At 57.8% G+C, this 13,815-nt stretch carries 13 protein-coding genes; 11 read left to right on the top strand and 2 right to left on the bottom strand.

Annotation, left to right across the window (positions count from 1 at the left end; genetic code table 11):
* The first annotated feature begins 46 nt into the window (after positions 1-46).
* The gene (locus FJ145_08475) at positions 47-478 is read left to right on the top strand and encodes a Zn-ribbon domain-containing OB-fold protein (GenBank protein MBM4261452.1); all 432 of its coding nucleotides are present in this window, start codon (positions 47-49) and stop codon (positions 476-478) included.
* A gap of 342 nt (positions 479-820) precedes the next feature.
* The gene (locus FJ145_08470) at positions 821-1,849 is read left to right on the top strand and encodes a hypothetical protein (protein MBM4261451.1); all 1,029 of its coding nucleotides are present in this window, start codon (positions 821-823) and stop codon (positions 1,847-1,849) included.
* A 635-nt stretch (positions 1,850-2,484) separates the two neighbouring features.
* On the opposite strand, the gene FJ145_08465 is transcribed toward FJ145_08470, so the two are convergent.
* Together FJ145_08465 and FJ145_08460 are read right to left on the bottom strand one after the other, a co-directional pair.
* Complete coding sequence (locus tag FJ145_08465) at positions 2,485-3,585, bottom strand: Ldh family oxidoreductase (GenBank protein MBM4261450.1); 1,101 nt, start codon at positions 3,583-3,585, stop codon at positions 2,485-2,487.
* An 18-nt stretch (positions 3,586-3,603) separates the two neighbouring features.
* Entirely contained in the window at positions 3,604-4,596 is a 993-nt protein-coding gene (locus tag FJ145_08460) for a hypothetical protein (protein ID MBM4261449.1), read from the bottom strand.
* A 174-nt stretch (positions 4,597-4,770) separates the two neighbouring features.
* Between FJ145_08460 and FJ145_08455 the strand changes: the two genes are divergently transcribed.
* From FJ145_08455 to FJ145_08415, 9 genes are all read left to right on the top strand, one after another.
* Positions 4,771-7,017, top strand: coding sequence for a xanthine dehydrogenase family protein molybdopterin-binding subunit (locus FJ145_08455; protein MBM4261448.1), 2,247 nt, complete (start codon positions 4,771-4,773; stop codon positions 7,015-7,017).
* Positions 7,018-7,093: 76 nt separating this feature from the next.
* Positions 7,094-8,107, top strand: a complete 1,014-nt coding sequence (locus tag FJ145_08450; GenBank protein ID MBM4261447.1) for a hypothetical protein — start codon at positions 7,094-7,096, stop codon at positions 8,105-8,107.
* A 209-nt stretch (positions 8,108-8,316) separates the two neighbouring features.
* Positions 8,317-8,814 carry a hypothetical protein gene (locus FJ145_08445; GenBank protein MBM4261446.1) on the top strand — a complete coding sequence of 166 codons (498 nt, stop codon included), beginning with the start codon at positions 8,317-8,319 and terminating at the stop codon, positions 8,812-8,814.
* Positions 8,808-9,434: a hypothetical protein gene (locus FJ145_08440; protein MBM4261445.1), complete on the top strand. Its 627-nt coding sequence runs from the start codon at positions 8,808-8,810 to the stop codon at positions 9,432-9,434. Before FJ145_08445 ends, FJ145_08440 begins: the two co-directional genes overlap by 7 nt.
* A complete protein-coding gene (locus tag FJ145_08435; GenBank protein MBM4261444.1) occupies positions 9,271-10,401 on the top strand; it encodes an ABC transporter substrate-binding protein in 1,131 nt (376 codons plus the stop codon). The genes FJ145_08440 and FJ145_08435 overlap by 164 nt, the downstream gene beginning before the upstream one ends.
* 20 nt (positions 10,402-10,421) lie before the next feature.
* Entirely contained in the window at positions 10,422-11,441 is a 1,020-nt protein-coding gene (locus FJ145_08430) for an ABC transporter substrate-binding protein (GenBank protein ID MBM4261443.1), read from the top strand.
* 11 nt (positions 11,442-11,452) lie between these two features.
* The gene (locus tag FJ145_08425) at positions 11,453-12,166 is read left to right on the top strand and encodes a hypothetical protein (protein MBM4261442.1); all 714 of its coding nucleotides are present in this window, start codon (positions 11,453-11,455) and stop codon (positions 12,164-12,166) included.
* Positions 12,167-12,354: 188 nt separating this feature from the next.
* Positions 12,355-12,693 (top strand): VOC family protein, encoded by a 339-nt coding sequence (locus FJ145_08420; protein ID MBM4261441.1) that lies wholly within the window; start codon positions 12,355-12,357, stop codon positions 12,691-12,693.
* A 346-nt stretch (positions 12,694-13,039) separates the two neighbouring features.
* Positions 13,040-13,747 (top strand): hypothetical protein, encoded by a 708-nt coding sequence (locus FJ145_08415; GenBank protein ID MBM4261440.1) that lies wholly within the window; start codon positions 13,040-13,042, stop codon positions 13,745-13,747.
* The last annotated feature ends 68 nt before the right edge of the window (positions 13,748-13,815 follow it).

The raw sequence follows: 13,815 nt of genomic DNA, 5'->3' as shown, positions 1-13,815 counted from the left end.
GAAGCGTCCGTAAACCTGAAAAGCCCCTAACCAAGGAGTCACCGAGATGGCCACTACGAGCGAATACAAAAAGCCTCTTCCTACACCATCCCATGTCAGCCAGCCATTCTGGAATGCCGCCAAGGAGCATCGCCTCACCTACCAACGCTGCAGCGCATGTGGGACGCGCGTGTTCTACCCGCGCGACATCTGCCCTGGGCCTGAGTGTTTCGGTGTCGGCACGCTGGAGTGGGTCGAGTCTACCGGGAAGGGTTGGATCTACGCTTGCTCGATCTCCTACCAGCCGGCCCACCCGTCGTTCGCCGGCGACGTGCCCTACGTGCTCGCCATCGTCGAGCTGGACGAGGGCGTGCGCATGCACACCAACGTGGTCGGCATCGATCCGAAAGAAGTCAAGATCGGCATGCGCGTTGAAGTCGCCTGGGACGACGTCACGCCCGAGATCAGCCTACCGAAGTTCCGCCCGATTCAGAAGTAATAGCCCGTGAGCAGCGTAAAAAAAGAAAGCCCCGGAATCCTGGGGCTTTCTTTTTTTGTACCGCGGAGTACATGCCAGGCTTTGCTTATTTGATATTCGTGTCGCCTCCTATCCAACAAGCAAACAATTAAAGCCTGGCGCCATTTCTGGCACAAGCGGTTCCAGTAGTTCCATCGCTACGCTCATTCCAATCGTTTCGGTGATGAGGAAATCCCGTGCGTGCATGATCTGGGAAAAAACCGTCGCTCGTTTTCGCGGGCAGAAGGCGTTCTGATCTCTTCGTGGAGTTTGACAAAGAGAAGGTTCGAAGAATAGAACTCAGCGCATCCTGCGGGAGGGCAAATGAAATTCAAAACCTGTCTGCTTGTGGGAGGCATTCTTCTGACTCTTTTGCTTGGCCGCGACGTCCGTGGCCAGGCACCTTTCTACCAAGGTAAAACGATCACTCTGATCCAAGGCGGGGAAGCTGGAGGAACGGGGGACATGCGCGTCAAGGCGGTAGTCCCCTTTTTGCGCAAGCACATTCCCGGCAACCCGAACATCTTGTTGGAGTACATGCCAGGGGCCGGCGGGCGCAAAGCGGGCAACTATCTTTTCGCTTCGGCCCGCCCGGACGGTCTCACCGTCGCCAACGTGGGAGGCATCGTCACTAGTGCCGTCCTGGGGCAGACTGGGGTGCAGTACGATCTCGACAAGTTCATCTACTTGGGCGCCTCCAACGCCTCAAGCCATTACGTTTTCGTGACCCGCGGCGAACTTGGCCTCAACTCAATAGAGAAACTGCGCGCCCACGCAGTAGGCCATTTCGTTTACATAACCGGTCGGTTCTTTGCCTGGCTCATCGGGCTCAAGGACCCACGATTCGTGACCGGCTGCTCCGGAGTAGAACTCGACGTGAATCTGCAGCGCGGAGAGATTGACTCGCGCGCTAACATCGCCGATACGGTGCTGCAGCGAAATGCCGAGCTACTGACCAAGGGCCAGGTTCACGTCCACGCCATTCTCGAAATTCCCAAGGGGGATAAGCACCCCCACCCCCGCTTCGCGTCGCTGCCAGAGGTCGAGAGATTTGCCCGGAGCGACAAGGAGAGCAAAGCACTGGCAATGTTTCGCGCCTTTCGCCTGGTAGGCACACCGTACATTCTCCCGCCGGGCACACCCCAGGAGAGGGCGGAGACTTTGCGGGAGGCGTTTCGCAAGACACTTCGAGATCCGGAGTTCCACAAGGAGTACAAGAAGCTAACGGGTGACGACGCTGCACCGCTTCTACCTGAGGGAATGGAAACGGCCATCAGGGAGTTGCCGCGGGAGCGCGAGATTGCGGAGCTGTTTCAAAAAATCGCCGGCCCGGACGCGCTTCCACCGCGGTAAGAGAGCTGGGTGAAGAGACGCTTGCGTGAGGCAGCTGAGATCCAGCCTTGTAATCTTGCTTAGACTACGGAAAAGGAGTCGCCTCTCCCGAGGGGAACCCCAACCGGGACGTACTTACGGAGTTGACTACGCGGAACGCTGGTTGTTGGTTACGGACTAGGGTCAGCGAAGGGTTAATTTTTTAAGTCCTGACTTTATAGTCTCAACCCGCCGCCGCGAGATTTTTCCGCCGTTGCACGAGAGGTTGTTGAACAACTTTTCGATGGCCCTTCCGAATTGTGCGGACGGTGTCCGCACTTTCTCCTCGACTGCGATCAATGCTGCCAGATGCGTAAACGCGAGGCGGGACACAAGCGTTTAGAATCCGCAGGCGATTTGCGATTACGTGATTTGACCGGGTCAAGGCGCACGGCGGGCTAGGAAATGTGGCAGTCAGTGACTGCCACATTCCAGGGTAGGTAAGATGCTGCCAAGTGAGCCTACTTGGAAACATTCGACCAAATCCTTGGCTGTGAAATTGTGCAACCGTGGTTGCACTTTTGAAGTCGAAATAACTTGTGCCGCAGACTGCGGCACAATTGCATCGGGAGAAACTTCGCCATCCGACGCCGGAGAAATTCTGATGAATACCTTTCTCACTTCATCTCCAACCGCACCCCGGTCTTCTTCGAAATATCCAGCAAATCATCCACCACCGGCTTCAAGAGTGGTATCCCTTCCTTGCTGCGGATCGCTTCGGCTTCTCGTTCCGGATCGCCGGGGATGAGCGGGCCGCTTGTTCCTGGCGCGGGCTTCGTCTTTCTAAAAACCTGAATCCAGTCATCGATCTGTCGTTTGAATTCGTCTTTATCGATGAAGCCGTCGATCTCCATCGCGCCGAAGAAGTGGCCGATGCCTTTGCCGACGCTGCGCTCGGGGATTTCTTGGCGCAGCGCAAACGGCGGCGCAAAGGGTCCCCAGTTGGCGCCGCTCAACACGCAGCAGAGGATGTCGACCATGGATGCCAGGCCGTAGCCTTTGTGGCCGCCCATTTCTCTTTCTGACCCCAGCGGCAGTTGCGCGCCGCCGTCGATCATGTGTTTTGGATCGGTCGTGTCGGCACCATGTTTGTCGACGATCCAACCTTTGGGCACCGGTTCATTTTTTCTCAGTGCGATTTCGATCTTGCCGTAGGCGACGGCGCTGGTGGCCATATCGATGACGATGGGCGGTTCCTTCAAACCGGGAAAGGCGATGGCAAGCGGATTTGTGCCGAGCATTCTCTCGGCGCCCCAGAGCGGCGCGACGAGTTTCGTTGTGTTGGTCATCGCCCAGCCGATTAAGTCGCGCTCCAAGGCTTTCAAAGGATAGTAGCCGGCGATGCCGAAATGGTTGGTATTCGACACGCTGACCCAGCCCGAGCCGTGCTGCTCGGCTTTGTCCATGGCAATCTCGTTCGCTTTCGGACCGACGACCAAGCCTAAGCCGTTGTCGCCGTCGACGCTGGCAACGCTGGCCTTTTCGCGGATGATTTTGATTTTCGGTTTGGGATTGATACGTCCCAATTCCAGCATTTCAAAATAGGTGTGCAGCCGCGCCACGCCGTGGGAGTCGATGCCGCGTAGATCGCTTCTGGCCAAGACGTCGGCAGCCAGCTCTGCGTCGGCACGCGGCACACCGAAATGCACGAAGACTTGGGTCGAGAAATCTCGTAGTGCGTCGGCGCTAAAAATAATTTCAGCAGCTTCTTGTTTCATGGGATTACCTGAAATCGACTATTGCTGGGGACCATGAGCATGGGTTTTCGGCAGGAGAAATTGATAGATCAGCGTGCGCTGCAGCGAATGGTAGTTGTCGTCCGAGACCATATAGACGGCGGTGCCGTCGTTTATTTCCTGCACAGCAACCCCCTCAAAATTATCCGCGAAGAGCGGCGATTCCAGCCTGAGTAGCTCAACACCTCTGAGTTTCGCTCCACCGCGCAACTGCTGCGCGGGCACCAGGGTCAGCCGCGCCCCCCAAAAGGTGATCAGCGTGAAGCGCCGTTCAAGGACGATCAGATCGCCATTGCGGAGCGCGGCGCAATCGGCGACGCGATACCCGCTCGCAGGGAAATAGGCCAGCCGCTCAAAGCGTCCGTTTTCCTGGACCCAGCCGGCAAAGCTGCCATCCGGATTCTTCAACTCTTCGGTAAGAGTCAACAAACGATCATCAGGCAACGCCGCGAGACATTCCATACCGCCGTTGATCGGCGCTTGAGAGATCGCCTCTGGCAACGAGATTGTCGTGGGTGCCGATGCGAACGCTTTGGCTGGCCCCGGATAGCGCCACAGCCGGTGCCTCTGCTCAAAGGCAACGATAAACGAACCGTCGGCCGTTCGAGTCAGCGCCTCGGCGTCGGTCCATGCATCCGTCACGGCTGCTCCTTGGGGAGACAATAAGGGCTCGATTTGCCAATCGACAAGATCGGCCAACTTTCCGGTGGAATTCAAAACCATCCGCGCCGAGAGCCAATAGCCCCGGTCGGAAACGGCGTATAGAAAGCCGTCCGCGCCGATGGACAGACCGGATAATCCGCCGAAGCGGCGATCCTTGGAGCGGAGCTCATAAGCGCTCAACAACCGCATTTTGCCAAAGTCGCGCCGCTCGCTGTCTGTGCCATCGACGTCGGTGGGCACCAACTCGACGAGCCGCTGCGGAACCGCTGCGCCCACCGGGGCCTGGCCAGCGCAGCCAATACATAACAGAAAAAAGATGAGCGTCAGCACGCGCGACCGAAGCCAACCCTTGCGCAAAATAGAAATAATCACTGAGCGATGATGGCACCGCAAATAGCAATGCTCAAGTACGCAGAAAATCTCCTTGACAGGTACCAATCACCAGCATAAGCAGGGAATGTCTTCGTCCTCACGGGCGATGGAATCGACCAAAAGGATTTCTCCATGACCACCACGTTCACGATCGTCGGCCAATCGGTGCCCCGTGTTGACGGTGTCGCGAAAGTCACCGGCGGCGCCAAATACGTCGCCGATCTCATTGTTCCCGGCGCGTTGGAAGGAAAATTTCTCCGCAGCCCCTACGCCCATGCGCGTATTCGCTCGATTGACACGCGCGAAGCAGAAGCGCTGCCCGGTGTCGTCGCCGTGCTGACTAGCAAAGATTTGGACGATATCGGCCACTATATGGGGCGCGGCAAAAACAAAGACCAGCCGATCATCGCCACCGGCCGCGTGATCTTCGCGGGGCAGCCCGTGGCGGCCGTCGCGGCAGCAGATCGAGCGACGGCCGCAGAGGCGTTGACCAAGATTCACGTCGACTATGAAGAGCTGCCGGCAGTCATCACGGTCGACGAAGCGATGGCCAACGGCGCGCCTCGGCTGCATGACTTCGCCGAGAAAAATATTTGCGCCCATCATCAATTGAACAAAGGCGACGTCGAAAAAGGTTTCGCCGAGTCGGATTTGATCGTCGAAGACGAATTTGAGTTCCCGATGATCTACCACTACTCGATGGAGCCGCACACTGCGATCGCCCAGTTCGACAGCGACGGCATCACGGTCTGGACCTCGACCGGCCATCCGTTTGGCGTGCGCGCCGACGTCGCCCAGGTCTTTCACATGCCGCTGTCAAGAATTCGCGTGCACACCAACTTCGTCGGCGGCGCCTACGGCAGCAAGTCGGGCGGCAAGATCGAGCCGCTGGTGGCGGCGCTGGCACGCAAAGCCAAGCGGCCGGTGCGCGTCGTGACTTCCGTCGCCGAGGCGATGGCCACCTGCCGGCGCCATGCGCTCAAGTGCCGCGTTAGAACCGGCGTGAAGAAGGACGGCACGCTGGTGGCAAAAGAGGCGGAGATGTATCTCAACACCGGCGCCTACGCCGAGACTGGGCCGACGGTGACCGGGCGCACACTGACGCGCATTCTTGGGCCCTATCGCTATCCCAATCTGAAACTTAATTCCTATTGCGTTTACACCAACACGGTTTCTGCCGCGTCGTTTCGCTCCATCGGCGGACCGCAGACTTCTTGGGCCACCGAGTCGCAAATGGACATCATCGCAAACAAGCTTGGCATCGACCCCGTCGAGCTGCGGCGCAAAAACCTCGTGAAGAAAGACGAAGAGCTGCGCCCGGGCTACAAGCCGCTCGACGCGGATCTCGCGAAGGGATTCAAATTGGTCACCGACAAGCTCGGCTGGGACGGCGCGCGCTCGAAAGAGGGCCACGGCCGCGGCTGCGGCTTTGGCACCACCGATCCGGGGGCGCCGCTGGCGTCCACTTCGACGGTGCATGTGCTGGCCGACGGCAGCGTGACCTTCATGTGCGGCACCGCAGAGCTGGGTCAGGGCGCCAAGACGATCATGAGCCAGATCATCGCCGAAGAATTGCGCGTGCCGCTCGATCGCGTGACCATCCGTCCCATCGATACCGCGTTCACGCCCTTCGATCGATCTACAGGTTCGAGCCGCTCGACGACCGTCATGGGGAAAGCGGTGGAACTGGCCGGCAGCGACGCACGCCGGCAGATTGTCGAACTAGCCATGGAACATTTCGAGTGCCCCGAAGACGCCATCACTTTGGAAAACGGCGAAGCCATCGCGGGCGGCAAGAAAGTGACCTACGGCGCGTTGATCAACAAACACTTCGCCGACCAGGGCGGCGAGCTGGTCGGCACCGGCTACGCCCACAGCGGCATGGCGCCGACGCCGGCCAATCCCCTCTTTTGGGAGATCGGCATCGGCGCCGTCGAAGTCAAAGTCGACGAAGAGACCGGCAAAGTCCACGTCGAGAAATATGTCACCGCCGCCGACGCCGGCAAGGCGATTCATCCATTACAATGCGAAGGACAAGACGAAGGCTCGGCGATGATGGGCATCGGCCACACGTTTTACGAAGCGTATCAATGGGACGGCGGGCAGATTATTAATTCGTCACTCGTCGACTACAAAGTGCCGACCTTCGACGACGTGCCAGATGAATTCGAATCGATTCTCATCGAAGACGCCAACGGGCCAGGGCCCTACGGCGCCAAAGGTTTGGGCGAAGGCGGGATTATTCCCGTGGCACCGGCCATTGCCAATGCGGTTTTTTGGAGCACCGGCGCACGCGTCAAGTCGCTCCCGCTGACGCCGGAAAAAGTTTGGCGAGCGATCAAGGAGGCTGCCAATGAGCGGCAGGATCAAAAGCGCTAGGAGCCTTCACCACGAAGGACACGCAGCACACGAAGTTCGGAAAAGAAGTTGTTTTTTTTCTTTTCTTTCCTTCGTGGTGAGCAGTCTCCTTTTTCCGGCCTTTGCGTTTCCCCAGGCGCCATTCTTCCAGGGGAAAACCATCACCATCATTCGCGGCAGCGCGCCTGGCGGCGTCGGCGAGGCGCGCACCCGATCGGTGGCGAACTATCTCAGGAAGTATGTGCCGGGCAATCCCACCGTGGTCATCGAGTTCATGCCCGGCGCCGGCGGCACCAAAGCCGCGAATCATCTGTTTCGCGGCGCGCGCGCCGATGGACTGGTGATCGGCAGCGTGCCGAGCGGCATGATCTCGTCGGCGATCCTGGGCGAAGCCGGGGTGCAATACGATCTCGACAAGTTTATCTATCTGGGCTCGCCAATCAGCGAGTCGCATTATGTGTTCTTCACCCACCGCAAGCTGGGTCTCGGCAACTTAGACAAACTGCGGGCGCACTCGGGTTTGCGCATCGGCGCGCAGACCGTCGGCCACCCGGTTTATTTAACCGGGCGGCTGTTCGCTTACATTCACGGTTTGAAGGAGCCCAAGTTCGTCGTCGGCTATTCGTCGCCCGAGTTGGACGTCGCCATATTGAATGGCGAGCTCGACGCCGGCGCCGGCGTGGCCAGCAGTCTCGTCAAGCAAAACCCGGAGTTTCTCGACAAAGGGTTAATGGACTTTCACAGCATCATCGAAATTCCCCGCGGCGACAAACATCCGCGCTTCGCCCAGCTGCCCGAGCTCGACAGCTTCGTGAAATCGGACCGGGAGCGCAAGCTCTTGGCGCTGCACCGCAACTTTCGGCTCGCCGGCTCGCCGTTCATTCTCCCTCCCGGCACGGCCAAAGACCGCGCCGATATCCTGCGCGAAGCGATGCGCAAAATTTACGCCGACCGCGAATTTCTCGCCGAGTATTTAAAGTTAACAGGCGAAGAAGCCACGCCGCTCTTGCCTGAAGCCAACGACAAGGCGATCAAAGAGCTGCCCCGCGATCCGGAAACCATCGATTTTTACAAATTGTTCGGCACGACCCAGCCACTGCCAGCGCGGTGAAATGCTCGGAGGAAATAACCGCAAAGCTTGCCCTGAGCGAAGCGAAGGAACTTGAGCCGCGCAAAGGACGCCAAGATCGCCGAGGAAATATTCACCACGAAGGCACGAAGGGCATGAAGACAAGAGAAGAAAATCAAAATAGTCTGCTCCGAACTTCGTGTACTTCGTGTCTTCGTGGTGAAAAATGACTTTCGCGTGAAGGAGGAAGGATGAAACCGGAGAAAGCCCAGCTGGTCATTCGCGGGCTCAAGGAGGCCGGCATCGATTTCGCTGCCGGTGTGCCCGACGCCCAGTTTATCGAAGTCTACAAGATGCTCGCCGAGGACCGCGATATTCACTATGTCGGCGCGGCCAACGAAGCCGAGGCGACCGGTATCGGTTTCGGTGCCTGGTTCGGCGGCAAGAAGCCGGCTTTGATCCTGGCGACTTCCGGGCTGCTGGTCGCGACCTATCATCTGGCGCGCATCAACCTGCTGCACGAGGTGCCCGTGCTCGTCGTAATCCCCTATCGCGGCGACATTGGCGACCCGCGCTGGCTTGGGCTCTACAAGAAGACCACCGAGCCTGGGCTCAAAGCGATGGATATTCCTTATCGCATCGTCAGCCGCTCAGAAGACATTGTTCGCACGATCAAGGATTGCAATGAGTCGGCGCGCGCGTGGCTCAAACCTGTCGCCGTCCTGCTCAACGAGGAGGCTTTATGGTAACTCGCTTTACTTTACTGAAAGAATTATCGTCCATCGTGCCTGACGATGTGCTGGTGTTGACTAGCATCGGCAACAACAGCGGCTTCTGGGGGCAACTAAAAGAACGTGAGGCCAATCTCTTTCATCTAACGATGGGGATGTGCAGTTCTACGGCGCTGGGACTCTCGCTGGCGCTGCCCAATCGTAAAATTGTCGCCGTCGATTCCGACGGCAATCTCACCTTGAACCTGGGCGTGCTCGGGACAATTGCCAACGAGGCGCCGAAGAATTTGACTATCGTGCTCATGGACAACCAGAATTATCTTGGCAGTCACAAAGACGAGCCGGGCATGCCGACGGCCACAGCGGGAAAAATGAATTTAGAAGCGGTCGCTAAAGGCTGCGGCATCGAGAGCGCCTGCACCATCGAAGATGTCGCGACGTTTCGGAGCAAACTCCAAGTAGCGCTATCGAGTAATGGACCGCATTTCATCCGGGCCCGCGTCGAGCCGCTCGACACCGACGGCCCGAAGAAATCCAAACGGGTACCCGACCCGCGCGAGAACAAATATCAGTTCGCCGGCTACATCCAAAAAACCGAGGGCGTGGAGATACTCGGCAGCGGCTTGGGCGGGGGGTGAGATGGGTCACGCAGCAATAGTTTTTCTGCTTTTCGTCATATCGATCGCGTGCAGCGCGCCGGTGGGCGCGCAGCCGATGAAACTAAAGATCGCCTATTCGTCGCTGTCGTCCATGGCGACGGGCGTGTGGATGGCCAAAGAGAGCGGCGCCTATCAGAAATATGGCATCGATGCCGATCTGATTTTCATCTCCTCGGGACCGGTGGTGGTGCAAGCGCTGATCGGCGGTGATCTCCATGGCGGCGTGGCAGCCACCAATGCGCTGGTCAACGCGATCTTGAGCGGCGCGCCGATCATCGGCGTCGGCGCCACAGCCGACCGGCCTTATCATCGCTTGTTCGTCCAGCCCGATATCAACCGAATGGAAGACCTGCGCGGCAAGACACTGGGCGTCACCCGCTTTGGTTCGATCACCGATAATCTCACCCGCATCGTCTTGCGTCGCTACGGGCTGGAGGGTGCGGTCCAGGTGCGCCAACTCGGGGGCACAACGGAAGTAGGCGCCGCCTATGCACAGAAGGTCATTGCCGGGGCGGTGACTTCGGATTTACGACCGACGGCTAGCGCGCCGGCTAAGATTCTGCTCAATCTGATCGATATGGGCATTCCTTATTCGATGAACAGTCTGCCAGTGTCGAAGGATTTTTACCGGCGTCATCCCGACAAAGTCGAAGGCATGGTGCGCGCCTACGCCGAGGGCGTGGCGGCAATGAACCTGCAAAAAGAGCGAACGCTAAAAGTGATTGCGAAATATTCTCGTCTCACCGATCCCAGACACATCGAGGATCATTATCAAGACTCGGCCAAATTCCTCGACCGCATGCCGCGCGCCGAGCCGGAGGCGATGGCGACGATTTTGGAATTCGCGGGCAAGAAGGGCGTCCCGTTCGAAACCTTTGCCGACGCGACGATTACCGATAAGATGGCGCGCGAAGGGTTTGTCGAGCGGTTGTACAAGAAGCCGTAGTCCAGACATCCCCCTTTGAAATGGCGATTTTCCAAAGGCGGAATCGGAACTCGACAATAAGTTCGCGGTTAGAATATTCGGCGCACGGGGAGACCATGAAGAAAACTACTGTCTTGGCCATTATTTGTTTGTGGCTGTCCGTCTCATCCTCACACGCTGCCGCGCCACAACTCCCGCGGGTGCGCATAGCCTACTCTTCGATCAGCTCGATCTTCGCCGGCCTGTGGGTCGCCAAAGAGACCGGCGCCTTCGAAAAATACGGCGTGCGCGGCGAGCTGCTTTACATTGGCTCCGGTAGCGTCGCCGTCCAGGCGATGGTAGGGGGAGAAGTCGAAGTGGTGGGCGGCGCCGGCAACGCGGTGATCGCGGCCACGCTTCAAGGCGCGCCACTCGTTTCCGTTGGCTCGGTAGCGAATCTCGCAGCGATGACATTGTGGGTACAGCCCGACATCAAGCGGCCCGAGCAGTTGCAAGGGAAAGTGCTCGGCATTTCGCGTCATGGCTCGACCACTCACTATCTAACACTCGTCGCTCTCGAAAGAATCGGCCTCAAGGACAAGGTCAAGTTGCAAGCCCTCGGCGGCGCGCCGGAAACCGATGCTTCGTTTCGCGCAGGGCTGATACAAGGCGCGGTGCGCTCGGTCAAGCCCGATCCCAAGGCGCATGCGTTGGCGGATCTTGCCGAGCTCAAGATTCCCTTTCCCATGGACTTGTTCGGTGTCAACCGCGACTATCTAAAGACTTCACCGAAAGTCGTAGAGGGCATGCTAAAGGCCTACAGCGACGGTGTCGCGACGATCATGCGGCGCAAAGAAGTCGCTGTAGAAATCATCCGAAAGTATTTACGCAAAACCGACGTCGAGGACTCCTACGAATACGCGGCACGCTACCTGGAACGGGTGCCACGGGTCGATCCAGCCGCCATCCAAACCGTGTTGGCATGGGAAGGCAAATCGGATATAGCTCCAGCCAGATTCTACGATAACGCGATCATCGATCGTCTCGTACAAGAAAAGTTTTTCGACAGCCTCTATAAATAAGGAGGACCTTTATGCAGGTACCCGAATGGCGCACAGCGATCGGCGAGATGGTGCGCGATCACATGCGCTCCCCCGAGGTGGAACATTATTTCTCGGTCAAGATGAACAAAGCGCGGGCGCAGCTTATGATCACGCAGTTGGGGCTCTACATCCGCCACCGGCGCGACTGCTGGGCCCATGTGTCGGCCAACTGCCCGGTGATGGGTGTCAAGCAGGCGATCTTGCAGCATGAGTATGGCGAGGTGATCAAAGATGATTTTTCCGATTTTGGCCATTTGTATCTGATCATCAAGCAGGCCGAAAAGCTTGGCTTGACAGGGCAGCAGGTCGTCGAAACTAAACCGCTTGCAACGACCACGGCAACGCTCTACGCCTGGGCCTGGTTGACCCACGCAAAGCACTGGATCGAAGGTTTGTCCGCTTTGACCGTGACCGAATGGACCAACGACGACCGTTTACTGAAGGACGTCGGCGGTGGCCACTCCACCCGCATGGGCAAACGCTGGACTGATGACATGGGCATCCCCTGGAAGGACATGCCCAACTTCGTGGTCCACTCGCAGGCAGACGAAGAGCACAGCGATATGTTCCTGCCGTTTCTGGAGAAGTATGCGACCGGTGAAAAAGAACAGATGGCGCTCGACGCAGTGAAGGAGTCGTTGGATTTATTCGGCGTGTATCGTGAAGGGGTGGCGCGGGAGATGGAGAAGATACCGCTCAATTGAGGGCTGGTTCGTTGGTAAAAAGTGTGTCATCCGGAGGAGCGCAGCGACGAGGAATCTCGTCCGTTCTCGAAACTTCGGTCGATTTCCTTCCCTCCGTTCAGGATGACACTGCCATATGCGACAACTTGTCTTATTAGAAGGTTTAACTGCTATTTAGAGTTCATCGTATCAGAAATTAGGGGGATCCCATGGAAAAACCTAGAATTAGACATATCGCCATCAATGTGGAAAAGCTTGACGAGACCGCTGAGTACTACGTGAAAGTGTTTGGCATGGAGATTAAGCACCGCCGTCCCGGCGGTACGATTTATCTTTCCGACGGTCACATGGACCTGGCGCTGATTCATACCGACAAATATCCTTGGGGCATTCATCACTTTGGTTTTAAGGTTGACAGCGTGGAGGAAATCGAAAAGATCGCCAACACCAAAGCCGAAGAAAACACCTACGGGGCGATCGCTGAGAGCTGGATCAAAGACGTCGAAGGCAACCGCGTCGACGTCTCGAAACACGGCTGGCCGATCTAGCTCGGAATATCTCGCGCAGAGGCGCAGGGGCGCAAAGTTCGGGAAAAAAGATGGCGCACAGCGTATCCGATCTTTGTAGGGGTGGGTCTCGGACCCGCCCTCCGAAGCCGCAACCGCAGAGAAGCATAGCCGCAAAAAACGCAGCGACAGATTTTTGTAGGGTGCGCCGTGTGCGCCAGGCGATGCGGCGAGGCTTCAATGGCGCAAACGAGTCGGCATTTGTAGGGGCGGGTCTAGGACCCGCCCTCCGCATTTTGGTGAGAATCTTACTTTGCGATCTTTGCGCCCCTTCGACCGTGCTCAGGACATGCTTTGCGCGAGGCCCATCCAGTAGACGAGTCTGCATATGAAGCAAACTGAGTGGCGCAAAGAGTTAGGCGAGCTGGTGCGCGATGCTATGCGCACGCCGGAGATGGAGCACTATTTCAAAGTCAAAATTACCAAGCCCGGGGCGCAGGCGTTAATCACACAGCTTGGTTTGTTCATTCACCACCGGCGCGACTGCTGGGCCCATGTGTCGGGCAACTGCCCGCACATGTCGGTGAAGCAGAAAATTCTCCAGCATGAATACGGCGAAGTGATCAAAGACAACTACACCGAACATGGTCACATGGAGTTGATCGTGCGCCAGGGGAAAGCCCTCGGTTTGTCGCCCGAGCAAGTGCTGAACGTGCCGCCGCTGCCGTCGACCATGGCTACTCTCTACGCCTGGGCGTGGATCACGCGCGAGAAGAGTTGGCTGGAAGGTTTGGCGTCACTGACGATCACCGAATGGGCCAACGACGACCGCTTGCTGCAGGACTTGGGCGGCGGGCTGTCCCGGCGTATGGCCAAGCGCTGGATGGACGATCTAGGCTTTGGCTGGGAGCAGATGCCCAATTTTGCCGTGCACGCAGAGGCAGATGAAGAGCATAGCGACATGTTCCTTGGCGATTTGGAAAATTTTGCCACCGGGGAGAAGGAAGCCCAGGCCTATCAGGCGGCGAAAGAGTCTATGCAATTGCTGGTGATGTTTCGTCACGGCATCGCCCGCGAGATGGAACGGTTGAGCTAGTTTAAGTCAGAACTGAAGCGGCTAAAGGAGGGAATGATCAAGTAACGGGGACTACCCATACATAGGGA

This window comes from Deltaproteobacteria bacterium (assembly GCA_016874755.1).
Lineage (GTDB): Bacteria > Desulfobacterota > Binatia > UBA9968 > UBA9968 > DP-20.
Note: the sequence above shows the minus strand (reverse complement) of the source record. Positions and strands in the feature narration are given on the sequence as shown.

Excerpts from the sequence above, each read along its gene's own strand:
- FJ145_08475 (MBM4261452.1), top strand. The coding sequence starts at position 47 with ATGGCCACTACGAGCGAATACAAAAAGCCTCTTCCTACACCATCCCAT.
- FJ145_08470 (MBM4261451.1), top strand. The coding sequence starts at position 821 with ATGAAATTCAAAACCTGTCTGCTTGTGGGAGGCATTCTTCTGACTCTT.
- FJ145_08465 (MBM4261450.1), bottom strand. The coding sequence starts at position 3,585 with ATGAAACAAGAAGCTGCTGAAATTATTTTTAGCGCCGACGCACTACGA.
- FJ145_08455 (MBM4261448.1), top strand. The coding sequence starts at position 4,771 with ATGACCACCACGTTCACGATCGTCGGCCAATCGGTGCCCCGTGTTGAC.
- FJ145_08445 (MBM4261446.1), top strand. The coding sequence starts at position 8,317 with ATGAAACCGGAGAAAGCCCAGCTGGTCATTCGCGGGCTCAAGGAGGCC.
- FJ145_08440 (MBM4261445.1), top strand. The coding sequence starts at position 8,808 with ATGGTAACTCGCTTTACTTTACTGAAAGAATTATCGTCCATCGTGCCT.
- FJ145_08435 (MBM4261444.1), top strand. The coding sequence starts at position 9,271 with ATGGACCGCATTTCATCCGGGCCCGCGTCGAGCCGCTCGACACCGACG.
- FJ145_08430 (MBM4261443.1), top strand. The coding sequence starts at position 10,422 with ATGGCGATTTTCCAAAGGCGGAATCGGAACTCGACAATAAGTTCGCGG.
- FJ145_08425 (MBM4261442.1), top strand. The coding sequence starts at position 11,453 with ATGCAGGTACCCGAATGGCGCACAGCGATCGGCGAGATGGTGCGCGAT.
- FJ145_08420 (MBM4261441.1), top strand. The coding sequence starts at position 12,355 with ATGGAAAAACCTAGAATTAGACATATCGCCATCAATGTGGAAAAGCTT.
- FJ145_08415 (MBM4261440.1), top strand. The coding sequence starts at position 13,040 with ATGAAGCAAACTGAGTGGCGCAAAGAGTTAGGCGAGCTGGTGCGCGAT.